The following is a 17309-nucleotide window of genomic DNA, read 5'->3' on the forward strand; positions in this document are numbered from 1 at the left end:
CTCGGCTAGAAGCATGTGACACCATAACGCGCGAAGCGTTAAAGAGACGCTAATTCCTGTCGGATGCGGCGCACGTTCCGTCGCGCTGCGCCGCATATTCCACGTCGAACGGCGCGCCGCGCGCCAGCCCCTGCGTTGCGATACGCACCCGGCTCGGCGCTTCGACGGTTAGCGTGGTGCGGCCGTGGCCGGCACCCGGGCACGTATAATGGACGGTGACGGCACGCGGCTCGTCCGCCACCACGAAGCGTGCGCACGACAAACCGGGATGGTGGATCTGGAGCAGCGCACCGGCATCCCGCACGCACAAGGCGCGGTCCGGCCCGCGTGATCCGATCTCGTGCAGCATCCAATTGCCCGGCGACAGCTGGTCGATCGCTGCGCGCGGTGCTTGCGCGCTCGCGGCGGCGGCAAAGGCAACGAGCCCGGCCAGGCCCAGGCGCGACGAACGAAGCATGGTCTCTATCCCCTGCCCCGGCGGCCTTGCGTTCCTCAGGTCTCTGGCGGGCGAATCGCTATAGCAGATCCGTTACGCCCACGTATCATCAATCGACATGCGGCGTTGCGAGATCGGCGACCCGGATCGGGAAAACCGTCGAGCAGAACGCGCAATCGACCCCGATCACGCCATTCTCGTCCGCCATCGCGCGCCGCTCGTCGACCGGAAACTTCGCCAGCACCGAACAAATGTGATCGATCGAGCAGCGACACCCCTTCACCATCGCGGTGCTGGCGATGACACGCACGTCATCCTCCTCGTTGAACAATCGCCAGATGAGCGTCTCGAGCGACAAGGCCGCGTCGGCAAGCTCGTCGGTCCCCATCGTCGCGCCGAGCGCCGCAACATGCTCCCATTCGGGATGGTCGAGCTTGGTATGGAGCCGCTCGCGCCCTTCCTCGCCTTCGGGCAGATGCTGGAGCAGCAATCCGCCGGCGACGCACCCGCCGGCGTCCTTGGCGAAACCGACGCGAACGTGCGTCGGGATCTGTTCGGACTGCGCGAAATAGCTCTGCACCGCGTCGGCCAGCCGATCGCCGTCGAGCGGTACGATCCCCTGATACCGCTCGCCCGACGCCGCGAGATCGAAGGTGATCGCGAGATACGCCTTGCCGAACAGCGCGAACAGCGTCGGGTCGGACGGCGCCTCGGCCAGCCGATCGGCGTCATATTGCACGTAGCCGCGCAGCTCGCCGCCGCGATAGTCGCAAACCAGTAGGCGCACGACGCCCTGGTCGCTCTGCGTTTGCATCGTCAGCTGGCCGTCGGCGTCCTTCAACGTCGCGCCGACCAGCGCCGTCAGCGTCAGCGCTTCGGCGAGCAGCGCCTCGATCGCCGGTGGATAGGCGTGCGCCGCGAGGATCTCGTCGAGCACCGGGCCGAGGCGGACGATACGGCCGCGGGCGTGGTGCTGGGGAATCGCGAAGCCGATCGCGCGATCGATGTCTCGGATGGTGGCGTGCATTGCGTCCGTTCGGGCTGGGCCGATCGCGACACGCGGTTCGATGCCGAGGGCGGCAGCCGGACGCGGCAGCGAGCAGGCAGGAGCCGACTAGATGGCTATTGCCGGGTCGAGATCAACCGATCTGGCCGAAGCACCAGCGGAGGATCGATTTCTGCGCGTGAAGCCGGTTCTCCGCTTCCCCCCAGATCAGCGACTGCGGCCCGTCGATGACCTCGGCCGTCACTTCCTCTCCGCGGTGTGCCGGCAGGCAGTGGAGGAAGTGCGCGTCGGGCTTCGCCTGCGCCATCAGCGCGGCGTCCGCCTGGAACGGCAGCATCGCGGCGAGCTTCGTCTCGGCGTGCGCCTGCCCCATCGAGATCCACGTATCGGTGGCAACGATGTCCGCCCCCTCCACCGCCTCGCGTGCGGTGCCGACGACGCGCGCACGGCCCTTGCCGCGCGCCAGATCGGCGTCGGACGGCTGAAACCCCTGCGGGCACGCGGCGACGACGTCGAAGTGCAGTAGCCCGGCTGCCTCGATGATCGAGGCGAGCACGTTGTTGCCGTCGCCCAGCCACGCCACCTTGAGCCCGGGCAGCGCCTTGCCCTGCTCGATGATCGTCAGCAGGTCGGCGACGATCTGGCACGGGTGCGACGCGTCGGTGAGGCCGTTGATGACGGGTACCGAGGCATGTGCCGCCATCTCCTCGACCTTGGCATGATCGTCGGTGCGGATCATGATCGCGTCGACGTAGCCCGACAGGACGCGCGCGGTATCCGCCACCGTCTCGCCGCGGCCGAGCTGCATCTGCCCCGCCTCCATCACGATCGACTGGCCGCCCAGCTGGCGCACCGCCATGTCGAACGATACGCGGGTGCGCGTCGAATTCTTCTCAAAGATCATGCCCAGCACGTGGCCGGCCAGCGGCGCATCGGCATCGACCCGCCCCTTCGTCCAACCGGCGCGCGCGGCCTTCCGATCGAGCGCGTCGGCGAGGATCGCAGCGAGCCCGTCGCCGCCGGCATCAGAGAGGTTAAGGAAATGGCGGTTCATCACAGCTCGTCCTCGGGCGGCATGACGGAGAGGCGCAGGATCGCGCGCTCTGGCACATAATGATCGCTCGGTTGGCCGGGATGCCGATACCGTAGCAGCCCGCCGCCCAAATGCTCGATCTCCGAGATCGGCGCGCCAGCGAGCGTCGTCGTTTCCAGGTGAACGCGGCGGCCGCGCGTGAACCCGTCCGCCGCTACCGTCACGATCGAATCCGCGAGCATGCCGTCATTCTCCCCCAAGAGATGTTGGTATTCTTTCCCGCTCAGTCGTCGCTGACGGGCACGTAGACGCGCGCCGCCTCGCTCAGCCGCTCGACGCATTCCGTGATGTGGCTCTCGTCGATCACCAGCGGCGGCAAGATGCGCACGACGTTCTCACCTGCCGACACGAGCAGCAGGCCATGATTGTCGCGCGCGAACTCGACGAAGCGGCGGCTGTCGCTCTTGAGCTTGAGGCCGAGCATCAGGCCGTGGCCGCGCACGCTGTCGAACAGGTGATCGTGGTTGGGGATCATCTGCTCGAGGCTGGAGCGGAGCCGGTCACCCATCCGCGCGACATTATCGAGGAAACCGTCGCCGAGGATGACGTCGAGCACCGCCTCGCCCGCCGCCATCGCCAACGGGTTGCCGCCATAGGTCGAGCCGTGCGTGCCAAACACCATGCCCTTGGCCGCTTCCTCGGTGGCGAGACACGCACCGAGCGGGAAACCGCCGCCGATGCCCTTCGCCACTGCCATGATATCGGGCGTGATACCGTAGAGCTCGTGGGCGAACAGCTTGCCGGTGCGACCGTAGCCCGCCTGCACCTCGTCGAGCACCAGCAACAGCCCGTGCTCGTCGCACGCCTTGCGCAGGCCCTGCAGGAATTCCGGCGTCGCCGCGCGGATGCCGCCCTCACCCTGGATCGGCTCGACCATGAAGCCCGCAGTATGCTCGTCGATCAGCGCCAGCGCGCCCTCAAGATCGTTGAACTCGGCGTATTCGAAGCCCGGCAGCAGCGGCTCGAACCCGTCGCGCATCTTGGCCTGGTTGGTCGCCGAGATCGTGCCGATCGTGCGACCGTGGAACGCCATCGAAAAGGTGATGAGATCGTGCCGCTCGGGATTGCCGTTGGCGAAATGGTAGCGCCGCGCGGTCTTGATCGCGCACTCCACCGCCTCTGCGCCGGAATTGGTGAAAAACACCGTGTCCGCAAACGTGTTGTCGACCAGCCGCTGCGCGAAATGCTCGCCCTGCGGGCTGCCGTACAGGTTGCTGACGTGCATCAACGTTGCCGCCTGATCCGCGATCGCCTTGGTCAGCGCAGGGTGGCCATGCCCCAGCGCGTTCACCGCGATGCCGCTGGCGAAATCCAGGTAGCGCGATCCGTCCTCGCCGATCAGGTGGCAGCCCTCGCCTCGCACCGGCCGCACCCCGCAGCGGGGATAGACGGGCATGAGCGCGGTGATCGACACGGAACGTCTCCTGAAAACAGCAAGGGCGGCCCGGAAAAGGACCGCCCGCCATTTCTCAATAAAGAACCCGGCCGGGCAGCGTCAACATCAGCGCAGCACCGTTTGCGCGTCCACAACCGTCACATCATGCATCATATCGAGATACGCGTCGAAATACTGTTTGTGCGACGCGCCGACGATCGTCAGCAGCCGCGCGCCCGGTTGCTTGGCGAGCACGGCGCGGATGTTGGCGACCATCCGAAGATTGCGCGTTTCCCACCAGCCGGCGTAGCGTCGCCCGTAGCGTTGCGGCGATGCTTCGTTGAGCGCTGCGCCATAGTCGCTGCGGTACACCGTCTCCGCTTCCGCCGGATCGTTGTAGGCGCGGTACAGCGCCAGCATCCCGCCTGGCTGCGCGAGCGCCGCTGTAAACGCCGCGTCCTTCGCCATGCGCTGCTTGGTATAGGCATTGTCCCACGCCGCCCCGACCGCCTTGCCGTAGCTTGGCTCGGCGCTGACCGCATCGTCCGCGGTGTGGTCATCGGTCGGATAGACGCGCTCGAGCCCCAGCCGTGTTGCGAGTGCGGCGGCGATCTGCACATTCTCATTGCGACGCGCCTGCGCTTTCGTGACGATCGCGACCAGCGCGTCGTCCAGCCCATCGCCCGCGCGCCGCTCCTTCGCCGGCAGCCGCAGCCACTGCACGACCGCCGACGTCGGATCGCCGCCCGCGAGGAACAGCGCGGCGAGCCGCCTACGCTGGCTCGCGCTAGGCGCTGCCGGCCACGCCCGCAGCATCGCGTCGGCGGCGAGCGTCGCCCCCGCCATGTCGAGCCCGAGCGCGCGCTGCGCCGCAGACGGATCGGGGCAGTAATCCTTTGCTGGATTGTCGTGGAGCGCCGCGTAGCGCCGCAGATACTCGCACTGCGGCCCCGACAGCGCCTCGATCGTCACCAGTTGCGGTTTCCAAGCGGCGAGCCGGTCGAGCAACGGCTCCAGCAGCTCGGGCCGGAATGTGTCGGGCAGGCCCGACAGATGCGGCGTGCCGAGCACCAGCACCTGCGACGCGGGGCCGGCAAAGTCCCGGTACTGCCGCGGATCGAACCGCGCCGGCTGCGCCTGCGCTGCCAGCGATGCCACGACACCTCCGATTGCCAACGCCGCGCCCACCACCCGCCTAAATCTCGCCCGCATGATAGCCCTTCCCCTCGTATCGATCGTTCGGCTAACAGACGTGTGTTAGTTGATCAACACAGGTGGAGTGAGAGACGCCATGACCGCAGGACCCTGGTCGCATCACGCCCGCTCCGGCGTGTCGGACGACATCGATTTCGAGATCAAGGGGCAGGAACTGCAATTCGTCGAGATCGAGCTCGATCCGGGCGAGAGCGCGGTCGCCGAGGCGGGCGCGTTCGTCTGGAAGGATGCGTCGATCGAGATGACGACGGTGTTCGGCGACGGCTCGGGCGGCAGCGACGGCGGGTTCATGGGCAAGCTGCTCGGCGCCGGGCGGCGGCTGGTGACGGGCGAGAGCCTGTTCACCACCGTCTTCACGCATCGCGGGCGCGGCAAGGCGCGGGTCGCGTTCGCCAGTCCCACACCGGGATCGATCCTGCCGATCCGCCTCGCCGACGTCGGCGGCACGCTGATCTGCCAGAAGGACAGCTTCCTCGCCGCCGCGAAGGGCGTGTCGATCGGCGTCTTCTTCCAGCGGCGCATGATGACCGGGCTGTTCGGCGGCGAGGGCTTCGTCATGCAGAAGCTCGACGGCGACGGCTGGGTCTTCGTCCAAATGGGCGGGACGCTGGTCGAGCGCGAACTCGCCCCAGGCGAGCAGCTTCACGTCGATACCGGCTGCCTCGCCGCTTTCACGCCCTCGGTCGACTTCGATCTGGAGATGGTGCGCGGCGTGAAGAGCATGATCTTCGGCGGCGAGGGCGTGTTCTACGCGCGGCTCACCGGGCCGGGCAAGGTATGGATCCAGTCGCTGCCGTTTGCACGGCTCGCGGGCCGCATGCTCGCCGCCGCAGGCGGTACCGGCGGCAATCGCGGCGAGGGATCGGTGCTCGGCGGGCTCGGCGACATCATCGGCGGGAACAACTGATCGGCGGAAGGGGCGCCGGCGAGCCAGCCGGCGCCTCAGCCCTGATCGTCAGCCCTGCGCGGCGTCGATCACCGCGGCAGTCATGCGTGAGAGGCAGACGAGCTTGCCGGCATCGTCCTCGATCCGGATCGTCCACACCTGCGTCGTGCGCCCGATCTGCTCGGCGGTCGCGGTGGCGTGGACGTAACCGTCGCGCGCGGCACGCACGTGATTGGCGTTGATGTCTAGCCCGACCGTCACCTTGCCCTCAGGCACCGCCATTGCGCCGGCGACCGACGCTACCGTCTCGGCGAGGACGACCGACGCGCCGCCGTGGAGTCGCCCGAACGGCTGGTGCACCTTCCTGCCGACCGGCATGCGTGCCCGGATCCAGTCGTCACCGTAGGCGGTGAACTCGATCTCGAGCAGGCCCGGCAGCACGCCGTCACCCAGCGCCGTCAGCTGCGCCAGATCGATCGGTCGGGTCCACACCGCCATCAGTAGGACCGCCCGATCAGCACGCGCTCGACCGCGGGCGCGCCGGTGAAGATGCACGGCGCGCCGGGATGGCCGGTCTGCCCCATCGGCGCGTTGCGGATGGTAAGCTTCAGTGCCTTCAGCCGCTCGACCACCGCATCGAGCGCGGCGCCGGTCGGCTTCGACCACGCGACGTCCGCCCAGCCGGGCTTACGCGCATCGTCGCCGAACATTGCCTCGACGCCGGCCCAATCGTCGACCGGCGCGATGTTGCTCTTCAGCCGTGCGGTCGCCTCTTCGTGCAGCGTCGCCTGCACGCCATCGAGCTGCGCCGCCACCTCGGCGACGAAGCCGTCACGACCGACGATCTGGCTGTCGAGCTTGCCGTCGGCGCGATACAAGCGATCGCGGCGCAGCACGGAAACGTTGCCGCCCACCATGTCGCGCGGGCCCACCTCGACGATGATCGGCGCGCCCTTCTTCACCCAGCCCCAGCGCTTGGTGGCGGCCTTGGCAGGCTTTAGATCGAGCAGCGCGCGCACCGGCTCGCCCAGCGCGACCTGCTTCGCGAGATCTGCTTGCAGCGCCCTGCAATAGTCGATCAGCGCCGCATCCTCTGGCGCGTCACGCAGCATCGGCACGATCACGACCTGCCACGGCGCGATGCGCGGCGGCACGCGCAGCCCGTCGTCGTCGCCGTGCACCATGATGACGCCGCCAATCATACGGGTCGAGACGCCCCAACTGGTCGTATTGGCATATTCGAGTTCGCCGCTCGCATTCTGGAAGCGAATGTTCTGCGCATGCGCGAAATTGGTGCCCAGGAAGTGGCTCGTCCCCGCCTGCAGCGCCTTGCCGTCCTGCATCATCGCCTCGATCGAGTAGGTCGCGACGGCGCCCGGGAAGCGTTCGTTCTCGGGCTTCTCGCCGGCGATGACGTGCAGCGCGAGGCACTCCTCGGCGAAGTCGCGATAGACTTCGAGCATGCGCAGCGTTTCTTCGCGCGCCTCATCCGCGCTGGCGTGTGCGGTATGGCCCTCCTGCCACAGGAACTCGGCGGTACGCAGGAACATCCGCGTGCGCATCTCCCACCGCACCACGTTGGCCCACTGGTTGATCAGCACCGGCAGGTCGCGCCACGACTGCACCCAGCGCGAGAAGGCGGTGCCGATCACCGTTTCGCTGGTAGGACGGATGACGAGGGGTTCCTCGAGCTTCGCGGTGGGATCGGGGGTCAGCCCGCCCTTTCCGTCCGACACCAGACGATGGTGCGTGACGACCGCCATTTCCTTCGCGAAGCCTTCGACGTGCTCGGCCTCCTTCTCGAAATAGGAGAGCGGAATGAACAGCGGGAAATAGCAATTCTCGTGGCCCGTGGCCTTGATGCGATCGTCGAGCAGCCGCTGGATCCGTTCCCAGATGCCATAGCCCCACGGCCGGATAACCATGCATCCGCGCACCCCCGATTCCTCGGCGAGATCGGCTTCGGCGATGACGGCCTGGTACCAGGCGGCAAAATCCGCCTCGCGGGTGACGGGGAGCGCATGCTTGATCATGTGCGTGCGGATAGCGGGCGATCGGGCATCGTGCCAAGCATGACGTGCAGGCGTGGGTCAGCCATAGATTTCGGGGCTGCCGGGCGGGGGCACGGCAATGATCCCGCGCATCATCTGCGCACGAAAGAAACGCAGCCGCCCTCGGTCGCTGAAGTCAGGCCCGTGAACCATCCAGCCCAGATCATGCGTCAGATCGATCGGACGAAGCGCGTCGGCCGGAACATCGTCGCAAAGTGAGACCGTTGCGGGATGCGCATCGCGACCGAGGAACACCGACGCGCCGTTCCGGACCTGCCGCCGAAACATTCCCTTGTGTCGGCGCGGCTCGTCCGCAGATCCTGCGCGTTAAGTGAGTTCGAAGTGCGCATCGATCAGATAGCCGACGTTACGCAGGAAAACGGACCGGCTCGAAACATGACTTTCGCCTGACGAAGCCGCTTCAGCAAATACGATTGGGTTCAACACCGTTATGGCGTCGACAACCCAGCGAATCGCGGGTCGCCAATGGATGCGGTCGAGGATGCCGTGCGCCGCAGCGGGTGTTAGCGCATCATAGGAAACTTGATCGCGTCGAAACTCGGGGCGCGGGAAATAGGCAGTGTCGCCGCGAACGAGAATGCCGATAGACGTCTCATCATCCATGCGTTCCACATATGTTCACTCATACGATGCGCTAAACCATTTCAATCCAATCCGGAGAAATTAGTCGTTCGTTTACGAGGACGCGGAAGATGTGACCTCAAATATAAATAATCCGAATTGATGCGTTTCGTTGTTCCAGTGTTTGGCCCTGACAATGCTGGCCTCAGCCGAAAGGCTTTGATCAGCAACATGTCAGATGGCATCACAAACTTTTACTATTACGATTGTCGCGGAAGAGCGATCGTCGTTTTCCGTCTCACTGCGCGTCGAAGGACCTAGATCCGTACGAGCTGCAAAGCCCGCCAAACATGCCCGGACCCGGCCGCCGACCGCCGAAATGAATTGGCCGCGTCGCCCATAAGCGCTTGCCGTCGCGCGACGCCGGGATAAGCGGAGCGGATGGCCGCTCGCGATACCTCCCTCTCTCGCGCGATCGGGTTGCGCCTTCTGTCCGTCGGCTTGTTCGCGACGATGAACGTGCTGATCAAGCTGGCCGAGGCGAGAGGCGCGGCGCTGGGCGAGATTCTGTTCTGGCGGCAGTTCGGCGCTGCGCTGCTGGTCGGCGCAATCGTCGGCGCGGGGCCGGGGTTTGCCTCGCTGCGGACGCAGCGCTTCGGCGCGCACGTGCTGCGCTGCGTGATCGGCCTTACCGCGATGTCGCTGACCTTCTGGACGCTGCTGCTGCTGCCGCTGGCGGAGGCGACGACGCTCGGCTTCTCGATGCCGATCTTCGCCACCGTACTCGGCGCGCTCGTGCTGCACGAGCCGACCGGCTGGCGGCGCTGGGCGGCGGTGCTCGCGGGGTTCGCCGGCGTGCTGATCGTGACGCAGCCGGGTGACGGGCATATTCCGGCGCTTGGCATCGCCACCGGGCTCGGCGCGGCGTTCTGCACCGCGTGCATCTCGATCCTGCTCCGCACGATCGGCAAGACCGAATCGGGGCTGACGACCGTCTTCTGGTTCTCGACGCTGTCGCTCGTGCCGCTCAGCGTCGCCTACGCCGGCGTGATGCAGCCGCACGCCCCGGTCGTTTGGGCGTTGCTGCTCGGCATCGGCCTCCTCGGCGGGGCGGCGCAGATCGCGATGACGCGCTCGTTGCAACTCGGCGAGGTCAGCCTCGTCGTGCCGATGGATTATACCGCGCTGCTGTGGGCGACGATTTTCGGGTGGGCGGTGTTCGGGATGCTGCCGGTGGCGAGCACCTGGGCGGGCGCGCCGGTGATCGTCGCCTCCGGACTCTACATCGTCTGGCGCGAGCACCGCCGGCGACGCGAGGAGACGCGCGGGGCGATCGCGCAGAATTGACGCGGCTTGCGGCCGGCCGGGCGATCCGCCACCACGGTGCGATGCGCATCCTCGCCCCGCTGGCGCTCGTCGCCCCCGCCGTCCTTTCTGTCCCCGTGGCAATCGCCGCCCCCGCTCCCGCCGCTACCGCTGCGGATACGGCGTTCGACGCGATCTGGCAGGCGGAATGGGCGTGGCGCCAGCAGGAGCGCATCGCCGACGGCGGCCCCGGCATCGTCGACGAGCATCTGCCGGACGTTTCCGCGGCGGCGCATGCCCGCCGGCTCGCCTATTGGCGCGGCACGCTGGCGAAGCTCGACGCGATCGATACCAAACGCCTGTCGCCCGACGCGCTGACCGACTGGCAGGTCTATCGTGCGCAGATCGCCGCGCAGGTCGACGAAGAGGCTTTTCGCGAATGGGAGAAGCCGGTCAACGGCGACAGCGCCTTCTGGTCGGACCTCCACTATGCCGCGCGCGGCGACTTCACCGGCGGTGAGGCCGATTACCGCCGCTACCTCACGTGGCTGGGCGACGTACCGACGTACCTCGCGCAGCAGACCGACAATCTTGCCGCCGGGCTGAAGCGCGGCTTTACCCCGCCGTCGATCGTGATGCAGGGCCGCGAGAAATCGGTCGAGACGATCGCCGCCGCGACCGATCCAACGACGGTCGTCTACTATCAGCCGTTCGCCAAGATGCCCGCGTCGATCCCCGCCGCGCGCCGGGCCGCGCTGCAGGCGGAGGCGCGCGCGATCATCGCCGAGCGGATCGTGCCCGCGCACAAGACGCTGCTCGCCTTTCTGCGCACGCGCTACTTCCCCGGCCTCACCAAAAACCTCGGCGCGACGAGCTATCCCGATGGCGCGGCCTATTACCGCAGCCGCATCCGCGCCTTCACCACGCTCGACATGACGCCCGACGCGATTCACGCGCTCGGCCTGTCGGAAATGGCCAAGATCCGCGCGGAGATGGAGGCGGTGAAGGAGGAGGCGAAGTTCGCCGGCGACCTGCCCGCGTTTCTCACCTTCCTGCGCCGCGATCCGCAATTCTATCCCAAGACCGCCGACGAGCTGATGAAGGAGGCCGCATGGCACGCCAAGCGCTTCGACGCGATGGCGGGCAAATGGTTCGGCCGGCTGCCGCGGCAGCGCTTCGCGATCATCGAGGTGCCGCCCGATATCGCGCCATTCTACACCGCGGGGCGCGGCGGGCCGGGCACGTATCTCGTCAATACCTACAATCTGCCGTCGCGCCCGCTGTTCCAGTTGCCCGCGCTGACGCTGCACGAGAGCGCGCCGGGACACGCCTTCCAAATGCCGCTGTCGATCGAGAATACAACGCTTAAGCCGTTCCGCCGCAACAGCTATATCTCCGCCTTCGGCGAAGGCTGGGCGCTGTATACCGAGCGGCTCGGCGACGAGATGGGCTTCTATCGCACGCCGTACGAGCGGTTCGGGATGCTGTCATACCAAGCGTGGCGCGCGGCGCGACTGGTGGTCGATACCGGCATCCACGCCAAGGGCTGGAGCCGCGAGCAGGCGCAAGGCTATATGCGCGACAATACCGCGCTCAGCGAGCACGAGATCACCACCGAGATCGATCGCTACATTGGCTGGCCGGCGCAGGCGCTGAGCTATTATCTCGGCCAGCTCGCGATCCAACGCGTGCGTGCGAAGGCCGAAGCCTCACTTGGCGCGAAGTTCGACATCCGCAACTTCCACGATACCGTGCTCAGCCTCGGTAGCGTGCCGATCCCGGTGCTCGAGGCGCGGATCGACCGCTTCATCGCCGAGGGCGGCCCGTCACCCTATCCGAAGGAACCCGCGGCCTGAACCGAGGCGTTGAGAGCGCATGAACGACATGGTTGCGCTCGGCATCAAACGGTCCGCGGAAATGGCGGCGATCTTCATGATCGGCGACGGTCTGCTTGGCCTCCTGCAGCCGACGCGGCACGTCGATCTCTGGCGATCGGACGTCGTGGCGGTCGACGCGTTGGTCAGGCGGTTCGACGCGCGGCCGGGAATGAGGCGGCTTTACGGGATGGCGCAACTCGCCGGAGGCATCACGCTCGCCACGCGGCTGCGGCGCTGATCAGTTGACGATCAGGAACAGCGCTAGGACGACGACGAGGATCGCAATGCCGAACGCCGCCGCCCAAAGGGTCGTCGCCCGAGCAGAGCGCGCGCGCCGCACCATCAACGTCGCGCCGCCGACCGCGCCCAGCCCGGCCATGATCGGCACGGCATAACCGAGCATCGCGATGCCGGGCTTGGGATCGTCGTTCATCGCCGGCAGGTGGAAGACGTCAAACCACAGATAGACAAGCAGCATCGCGGCGAGCAGCCCGGCCGCCGCGCCGCCGACGAAGCCGAGCAGCCCCGCCAGAGCCGCCCGTTTGCCCATCTACTCCGCCGCCTCGCTAGCGACGACCGGCTCCCTCCACACCAGCTTCGGCTTGCGCGCGGCAAGCGTCTCGTCGAGGCGGCTGCGGGGCGCGAAATGCGGCGCCGTCTTGAGGCTCGCGTCGCCCGCCTTGGCGCGCTCCGCCACCGAGCGCAGCGCGCCGATGAACTGATCGAGTGCTGCCTTCGACTCGGTCTCAGTCGGCTCGATCAGCATCGCGCCGTGGACGACGAGCGGGAAGTACATCGTCATCGGGTGGAAGCCCTCGTCGATCAGCGCCTTGGCGACGTCGATCGTCGAGAAGCCTTCCGGGAAGCCCTCGTCGGAGAAGATCGCCTCGTGCATGCACGGGCCGGCGAACGCGAACGGCGCGTCCAGCGTGTCCTCCAGGCTGCGCAGCACGTAATTGGCGTTGAGCACCGCATCCTCGGCGACCTGGCGCAGGCCGTCGGCGCCATGGCTGAGGATGTACGTCAGCGCGCGGGTGAACATGCCCATCTGGCCGTGGAAGGCCGTCATGCGGCCGAACGTGTCGGGGTGGTCGTCGCCCGCCGTCTCTTCCTCGATCAGCGCGATATGGCCGTCCTTCATCCGCGCGGTGAACGGCAGCGGGCCGAACGGCGCCAGTGCCTCCGACAGCACCGTTGGGCCCGAGCCCGGGCCACCGCCGCCGTGCGGGGTCGAGAAGGTCTTGTGCAGGTTGATGTGCATCGCATCGATGCCGAGATCGCCGGGACGAACGCGCCCGACGATCGCGTTGAAGTTTGCCCCGTCGCAATAGACGTAGCCACCCGCCGCGTGGACCGCGTCCGAGATCGCCTTGAGATCGCGCTCGAACAGGCCGCAGGTGTTCGGGTTGGTGATCATCACCGCGGCAACGTCGGGGCCAAGGCGCGCCTTCAGCGCCTCGGTATCGACGCGGCCCCCAGCGGTCGCCGGAATGTCTTCGACCGTGAAGCCGGCAAAGGCGGCCGTCGCGGGGTTGGTGCCATGCGCGCTCTCGGGGACGAGGACGACCTTGCGATGCCCCTCGCCGCGCTTCTCGAGCGCCGCCTTGATGCACAGCATGCCGCACAATTCGCCGTGCGCCCCCGCTTTGGGGCTCATCGCGACGCCGTGCATGCCGGTGAGATCGATGAGCCAGAAGGCGAGTTCGTTGATGACGCCGAGCGCACCCTGAACGGTATCGACCGGCTGGAGCGGATGGACGTCCGCGAAACCGGGCAGCCGCGCCATCTTCTCGTTGAGCCGCGGGTTATGCTTCATCGTGCACGAGCCGAGCGGGAACAGGCCGAGATCGATCGCGTAATTCTGCCGGCTGAGCCGGGTATAGTGGCGGATCGTCTCGGGCTCGCTGAGCCCCGGCAGGCCGATCGGCGCGGTACGTGCGAGCGCGCCGAGCCGTGACGCAGAAGTGACGGGCGCGGCGACTTCGACGCCGGTTGTGTCGGTCGAGCCGATCTCGAAGATCAGCGCTTCCTCCAGCATCAGCGCCTTGTTTCCGGTAAAGGTCGGGGCGGCGTTGCTGCCCGCTTCCGGTGTCGTCGGGCGCCAACCGCTCTGGTTCAATGCCATCGTCTTCTCTCCACCCCGGCGGTGCCGGGTCCTGCTCTCAGCGTCGCGTCGCTGAACCCCGGCCACGCGCCGGGGCGGGTGAAACAATCAGACCAGCGCCGCTTGTAGTGCGGTCGCCAGCGCCTCGACATCCTCGGGCGTCGTCGTCTCGGTCACCGCGACGACGAGGCCGTTCTCCAGCGCCTGCTCGCCTGGATAGAGCCGGCCGAGTGACACGCCCGCAAGCACGCCCTTGTCGGCGAGCGCGCGGACGATCGGGCGCGCCTCGCGACCGAGATCGAGCGTGAACTCGTTGAAGAAGGTATCGTTGACGAGGCTCACACCCGGCACCTGCGCGAGCCGCTCCGCTGCCGCCACCGCGCCCGCGTGGTTGGTCGCGGCGAGCGCGCGCAGCCCCGCCTCGCCGAGCAGCGTCATGTGGATCGAGAAGGCGAGCGCACACAGGCCTGAGTTGGTGCAGATGTTGCTCGTCGCCTTTTCGCGGCGGATATGCTGCTCGCGCGTCGACAGCGTCAGCACGAAGCCGCGGCGTCCGTCGGCATCGACCGTCTCGCCGCACAGCCGCCCCGGCATCTGACGGACGTATTTGTCCTTGCATCCGAACAGGCCGACGTACGGCCCGCCGAACTGGAGTCCGACACCCAGCGACTGCCCCTCGCCGACCACGATGTCAGCGTCCATCTCGCCGGGCGACCGACAAGCACCAAGCGCCACCGGCTCGGTGACGACGGCGATCAGCAGCGCCTTGTTGGCGTGGCACGCGTCGGCAAGCGGCGTTAGGTCGGCGATACGGCCGAGAATGTCGGGGTATTGCACCACGACGCACGACGTATCGCCGTCGATCTTGGCAATCAGCGCGTCGAGATCACCCTCCGCGGTCAGCATCGGCAGCGACACGTCGAGCGCGTCGCCCGTGTATTTCGCCATCGTCTTGGCGACCGAGACGTAGTGCGGATGAAGCCCGCCCGACAGGATCGCACGCCCGCGCTTGGTAATCCGCCGCGCCATGCCAATCGCTTCCCAGCAGGCGGTCGAGCCGTCGTACATGCTGGCGTTCGCCACGTCGGTGCCGAGCAGCCGCGCAACTTGCGTCTGGAACTCGAACAGCATCTGCAGCGTGCCCTGCGCGATTTCGGGCTGATAGGGCGTGTAGGCGGTGAGGAACTCGCCGCGCTGGATCAGGTGATCGACGCTCGCCGGCACGTGGTGGCGGTACGCGCCGCAGCCGAGGAAGAAGGGCGCCTCGCCCGCCGACAGGTTCTGCCGCGCGAGCTTCGTCATATGCCGTTCGACGGAAAGCTCGCTCGCGTGCATCGGCAGGCCCGCGATCGGCTCGGCGAGCCGCGCGGCCGCGGGAACGTCGACGAACAAATCGTCGATCGAGCCCGCACCAATGACGTCGAGCATCGCGCGGCGATCATGGTCGGTAAGCGGTAGGTAGCGCATCTTGGAAAAACTCCCGCCTCCGCAAGGAGGGGCAAAGATCGTCACCGGCCGAGCTGCCGGGCCGGTCAGCTTCCGGCTCGGTGACGGCCGCGGTTACAGCTTGGCGACGAACGCCTCATACGCGGCCTCGTCCATCAGGCCGTCGAGCTCGCCGGCATCCTTCAGCGACAGCTTGAAGAACCAGCCCTCCGCCTCCGGATCCGAATTGACGAGGCTTGGATCGTCGGTCAGCGCGGGATTGCCCTCGATGACGGTGCCCGAGACGGGCGAGTAGACGTCGCTCGCCGCCTTGACGCTCTCGACCACCGCCGCTTCATCACCCTTGGCGAGCTGCTTGCCCCCCTCGGGAACGTCGACGAACACGATGTCGCCAAGCTGACCCTGCGCGTAATCGGAGATGCCGACCGTGCCGACGTCGCCGTCGACGTCGATCCACTCGTGATCCTCGGTGAAATAGCGGCTCATCACTCAGGCTCCTCGGAAATAGCGGTGGGGAACGAACGGCATTGCGGTAACGGTCGCGGCGTGCACCTTGCCGCGCTGCGCCAGCTGAATGCGGGTGCCAGGAACGGCCATCGCGGCGGGAACGTACGCCATCGCGATCGGCGCCCCAACGCTGGGCGCGAACCCGCCCGACGTCACCCGGCCGCCCTCGCTGCCCTCCGCATCGATCACGCTTGCGCCCTCGCGCACCGGCTGGCGCCCCTCGACCAGCAGGCCGACGCGCTTCGACACGGGGCCGCTCGCGCGCTCGGCAAGGATGCGCTCGGCACCGGGGAAGCCGCCCTGCTCGCGGCGGCGCTTGAACAGCGCGAAGCCGAGATCGGCCATCACCGGCGTCGTCTCGGGCGTCAGATCGTGGCCGTAAAGCGGCAATCCCGCCTCGAGCCGCAGCGAATCGCGCGCGCCCAGCCCGATCGGCTTAACCTCCGGCTGCGCGACGAGCGCGTCGGCGAGCGCCTCGGCAGCTTCCGCCGGAACCGAGATCTCGAAGCCGTCCTCACCGGTATAGCCGCTGCGGCTGATCCACAGATCGTACCCCTGCCACGCGCAGGCGCCCGCCTGCATGAACACCATTGCCTGGACGCCGGGCACGAGCCGCGCGAGCGCATCGACCGCTTTGGGCCCCTGCAGCGCGAGCAGCGCGTGATCCTCCATCAGGTTGATCGTGATCGCATCGGGCAGATGCTCGATCATGTGCGCGACGTCGTCGTATTTGGTCGCGCCGTTGACGACCATGTAGACGCGCTCGCCCTCGCCTTCGGCCAGGGCCGGACGGGTCAGCATCAGATCGTCGAGGATGCCGCCGCCCGAATCGAGGAGTAGCGAGTAGCGTGCGCGATTGCGCGCGAGCCCGGCGATATCGGCGGGCATCAGCGCCTCGAGCGCCGCAACCACGTCGGTCGCCTCATCGTCGCTGGTGATGCTTAGCTGGCCCATGTGGCTGACGTCGAACAGCCCGGCGCTCTCGCGAGTCCACAGATGCTCGGCCATGATGCCTTCGTACTGGACGGGCATCCAATAGCCGGCGAACTCCACCATCCGGCCGCCGCGCGCGCGGTGCCAGCCGTCGAGCGGCAGCGCCAGCGTCTCGATGATTACGTCGTCGTCGTCGTGATCGCTCACCGGGCGTGTTCCATCATCGAAAGGGCGAACGCATCCCCCGTGGGCGACGCGAGCAACTCCCCCTCTGTCACGGAACCTGAGAGCTTTCGCGTTGGGCATTCGCCCGCGCTTACACCTTCGGTGGGCAGCGCCTGCCGGCACGGCCGCTTTCCAGAGCGTCACATCGAGCGCGCGGTCCCTGATGCCTGAGAGATTCCGGGGTGGTTGCTCCTTCGGCGGCGGATGGTGGCCTGGAAGGCCGTCCGCACTCTCCCGCGCGCCCACGCCGGTTGCCCGGCATCGACCG

General features: G+C 67.4%; 19 protein-coding genes and 1 riboswitch. Of the genes, 4 read left to right on the forward strand and 15 right to left on the reverse strand.

Features of this window, described 5'->3' with window-relative positions:
• Window positions 1-49: 49 nt before the first annotated feature.
• The 6 genes from B7L05_RS11740 to B7L05_RS11765 form a co-directional block, all read right to left on the reverse strand.
• Complete coding sequence (locus tag B7L05_RS11740) at window positions 50-457, reverse strand: hypothetical protein (protein WP_085810435.1); 408 nt, start codon at window positions 455-457, stop codon at window positions 50-52.
• Window positions 458-545: 88 nt separating this feature from the next.
• Window positions 546-1463 carry an Hsp33 family molecular chaperone HslO gene (locus B7L05_RS11745; RefSeq protein WP_085810436.1) on the reverse strand — a complete coding sequence of 306 codons (918 nt, stop codon included), beginning with the start codon at window positions 1461-1463 and terminating at the stop codon, window positions 546-548.
• Window positions 1464-1575: 112 nt separating this feature from the next.
• Window positions 1576-2496 carry an ornithine carbamoyltransferase gene (gene argF / locus B7L05_RS11750; protein WP_085810569.1) on the reverse strand — a complete coding sequence of 307 codons (921 nt, stop codon included), beginning with the start codon at window positions 2494-2496 and terminating at the stop codon, window positions 1576-1578.
• Window positions 2496-2717, reverse strand: a complete 222-nt coding sequence (locus B7L05_RS11755; RefSeq protein WP_085810437.1) for a hypothetical protein — start codon at window positions 2715-2717, stop codon at window positions 2496-2498. Before B7L05_RS11755 ends, argF begins: the two co-directional genes overlap by 1 nt.
• Window positions 2718-2758: 41 nt before the next feature.
• On the reverse strand, window positions 2759-3949 hold the full coding sequence (locus B7L05_RS11760; RefSeq protein ID WP_085810438.1) for an aspartate aminotransferase family protein: 1191 nt from the start codon (window positions 3947-3949) through the stop codon (window positions 2759-2761).
• 87 nt (window positions 3950-4036) lie between these two features.
• Window positions 4037-5068, reverse strand: a complete 1032-nt coding sequence (locus B7L05_RS11765; RefSeq protein ID WP_256926707.1) for a DUF5694 domain-containing protein — start codon at window positions 5066-5068, stop codon at window positions 4037-4039.
• A gap of 133 nt (window positions 5069-5201) precedes the next feature.
• On the opposite strand from B7L05_RS11765, the gene B7L05_RS11770 reads away from it, so the two are divergent.
• Window positions 5202-6032 carry a TIGR00266 family protein gene (locus B7L05_RS11770; protein ID WP_144037245.1) on the forward strand — a complete coding sequence of 277 codons (831 nt, stop codon included), beginning with the start codon at window positions 5202-5204 and terminating at the stop codon, window positions 6030-6032.
• Window positions 6033-6080: 48 nt separating this feature from the next.
• Here B7L05_RS11770 and B7L05_RS11775 read toward each other — a convergent pair whose 3' ends face one another.
• The 4 genes from B7L05_RS11775 to cas5 all read right to left on the reverse strand — a co-directional run bounded on the left by B7L05_RS11775 (window position 6081) and on the right by cas5 (window position 8686).
• The gene (locus B7L05_RS11775; protein WP_085810441.1) at window positions 6081-6509 is read right to left on the reverse strand and encodes a hotdog fold thioesterase; all 429 of its coding nucleotides are present in this window, start codon (window positions 6507-6509) and stop codon (window positions 6081-6083) included.
• Window positions 6509-8044, reverse strand: a complete 1536-nt coding sequence (locus tag B7L05_RS11780) for an aminoacyl--tRNA ligase-related protein (RefSeq protein WP_085810442.1) — start codon at window positions 8042-8044, stop codon at window positions 6509-6511. The genes B7L05_RS11775 and B7L05_RS11780 overlap by 1 nt, the downstream gene beginning before the upstream one ends.
• A 57-nt stretch (window positions 8045-8101) precedes the next feature.
• A complete protein-coding gene (locus B7L05_RS17605; protein WP_218776010.1) occupies window positions 8102-8317 on the reverse strand; it encodes a hypothetical protein in 216 nt (71 codons plus the stop codon).
• A 72-nt stretch (window positions 8318-8389) separates the two neighbouring features.
• Window positions 8390-8686 (reverse strand): CRISPR-associated protein Cas5, encoded by a 297-nt coding sequence (gene cas5 / locus B7L05_RS17610; RefSeq protein WP_218776011.1) that lies wholly within the window; start codon window positions 8684-8686, stop codon window positions 8390-8392.
• A gap of 399 nt (window positions 8687-9085) precedes the next feature.
• Between cas5 and B7L05_RS11790 the strand changes: the two genes are divergently transcribed.
• Genes B7L05_RS11790 through B7L05_RS11800 form a run of 3 tightly spaced genes read left to right on the forward strand, consistent with a single transcriptional unit; the run spans window position 9086 to window position 12064 of the window.
• Window positions 9086-9991: a DMT family transporter gene (locus B7L05_RS11790; RefSeq protein ID WP_085810443.1), complete on the forward strand. Its 906-nt coding sequence runs from the start codon at window positions 9086-9088 to the stop codon at window positions 9989-9991.
• Window positions 9988-11805, forward strand: coding sequence for a DUF885 family protein (locus B7L05_RS11795; protein ID WP_256926708.1), 1818 nt, complete (start codon window positions 9988-9990; stop codon window positions 11803-11805). Before B7L05_RS11790 ends, B7L05_RS11795 begins: the two co-directional genes overlap by 4 nt.
• Before the next feature lie 19 nt (window positions 11806-11824).
• Window positions 11825-12064 carry a hypothetical protein gene (locus B7L05_RS11800; RefSeq protein ID WP_085810444.1) on the forward strand — a complete coding sequence of 80 codons (240 nt, stop codon included), beginning with the start codon at window positions 11825-11827 and terminating at the stop codon, window positions 12062-12064.
• Here B7L05_RS11800 and B7L05_RS11805 read toward each other — a convergent pair whose 3' ends face one another.
• From B7L05_RS11805 to gcvT, 5 genes are all read right to left on the reverse strand, one after another.
• Window positions 12065-12376, reverse strand: a complete 312-nt coding sequence (locus tag B7L05_RS11805; RefSeq protein ID WP_085810445.1) for a hypothetical protein — start codon at window positions 12374-12376, stop codon at window positions 12065-12067.
• Entirely contained in the window at window positions 12377-13951 is a 1575-nt protein-coding gene (gene gcvPB / locus B7L05_RS11810) for an aminomethyl-transferring glycine dehydrogenase subunit GcvPB (RefSeq protein ID WP_085810446.1), read from the reverse strand.
• An 87-nt stretch (window positions 13952-14038) separates the two neighbouring features.
• Window positions 14039-15397: an aminomethyl-transferring glycine dehydrogenase subunit GcvPA gene (gene gcvPA / locus B7L05_RS11815; protein WP_085810447.1), complete on the reverse strand. Its 1359-nt coding sequence runs from the start codon at window positions 15395-15397 to the stop codon at window positions 14039-14041.
• 93 nt (window positions 15398-15490) lie between these two features.
• Window positions 15491-15862, reverse strand: coding sequence for a glycine cleavage system protein GcvH (gene gcvH, locus B7L05_RS11820; protein ID WP_085810448.1), 372 nt, complete (start codon window positions 15860-15862; stop codon window positions 15491-15493).
• A gap of 3 nt (window positions 15863-15865) precedes the next feature.
• Window positions 15866-17023 (reverse strand): glycine cleavage system aminomethyltransferase GcvT, encoded by a 1158-nt coding sequence (gcvT, locus tag B7L05_RS11825; protein ID WP_256926709.1) that lies wholly within the window; start codon window positions 17021-17023, stop codon window positions 15866-15868.
• A 162-nt stretch (window positions 17024-17185) separates the two neighbouring features.
• Window positions 17186-17288, reverse strand: a riboswitch (glycine riboswitch).
• Window positions 17289-17309 lie beyond the last annotated feature (21 nt).

Source organism: Sphingomonas sp. TZW2008 (assembly GCF_002117915.1).
Taxonomy (GTDB): domain Bacteria; phylum Pseudomonadota; class Alphaproteobacteria; order Sphingomonadales; family Sphingomonadaceae; genus Sphingomonas.

What these genes read in the sequence shown, in the direction of transcription:
- B7L05_RS11740 (WP_085810435.1), bottom strand. Translation starts at nt 457, where the DNA reads ATGCTTCGTTCGTCGCGCCTGGGCCTGGCCGGGCTCGTTGCCTTTGCC.
- B7L05_RS11745 (WP_085810436.1), bottom strand. Translation starts at nt 1,463, where the DNA reads ATGCACGCCACCATCCGAGACATCGATCGCGCGATCGGCTTCGCGATT.
- B7L05_RS11790 (WP_085810443.1), top strand. Translation starts at nt 9,086, where the DNA reads ATGGCCGCTCGCGATACCTCCCTCTCTCGCGCGATCGGGTTGCGCCTT.
- B7L05_RS11755 (WP_085810437.1), bottom strand. Translation starts at nt 2,717, where the DNA reads ATGCTCGCGGATTCGATCGTGACGGTAGCGGCGGACGGGTTCACGCGC.
- gcvPB (WP_085810446.1), bottom strand. Translation starts at nt 13,951, where the DNA reads ATGGCATTGAACCAGAGCGGTTGGCGCCCGACGACACCGGAAGCGGGC.
- B7L05_RS11800 (WP_085810444.1), top strand. Translation starts at nt 11,825, where the DNA reads ATGAACGACATGGTTGCGCTCGGCATCAAACGGTCCGCGGAAATGGCG.
- B7L05_RS11770 (WP_144037245.1), top strand. Translation starts at nt 5,202, where the DNA reads ATGACCGCAGGACCCTGGTCGCATCACGCCCGCTCCGGCGTGTCGGAC.
- cas5 (WP_218776011.1), bottom strand. Translation starts at nt 8,686, where the DNA reads ATGGATGATGAGACGTCTATCGGCATTCTCGTTCGCGGCGACACTGCC.
- B7L05_RS11780 (WP_085810442.1), bottom strand. Translation starts at nt 8,044, where the DNA reads ATGATCAAGCATGCGCTCCCCGTCACCCGCGAGGCGGATTTTGCCGCC.
- B7L05_RS11805 (WP_085810445.1), bottom strand. Translation starts at nt 12,376, where the DNA reads ATGGGCAAACGGGCGGCTCTGGCGGGGCTGCTCGGCTTCGTCGGCGGC.
- gcvH (WP_085810448.1), bottom strand. Translation starts at nt 15,862, where the DNA reads ATGAGCCGCTATTTCACCGAGGATCACGAGTGGATCGACGTCGACGGC.
- argF (WP_085810569.1), bottom strand. Translation starts at nt 2,496, where the DNA reads ATGAACCGCCATTTCCTTAACCTCTCTGATGCCGGCGGCGACGGGCTC.
- gcvPA (WP_085810447.1), bottom strand. Translation starts at nt 15,397, where the DNA reads ATGCGCTACCTACCGCTTACCGACCATGATCGCCGCGCGATGCTCGAC.
- B7L05_RS11775 (WP_085810441.1), bottom strand. Translation starts at nt 6,509, where the DNA reads ATGGCGGTGTGGACCCGACCGATCGATCTGGCGCAGCTGACGGCGCTG.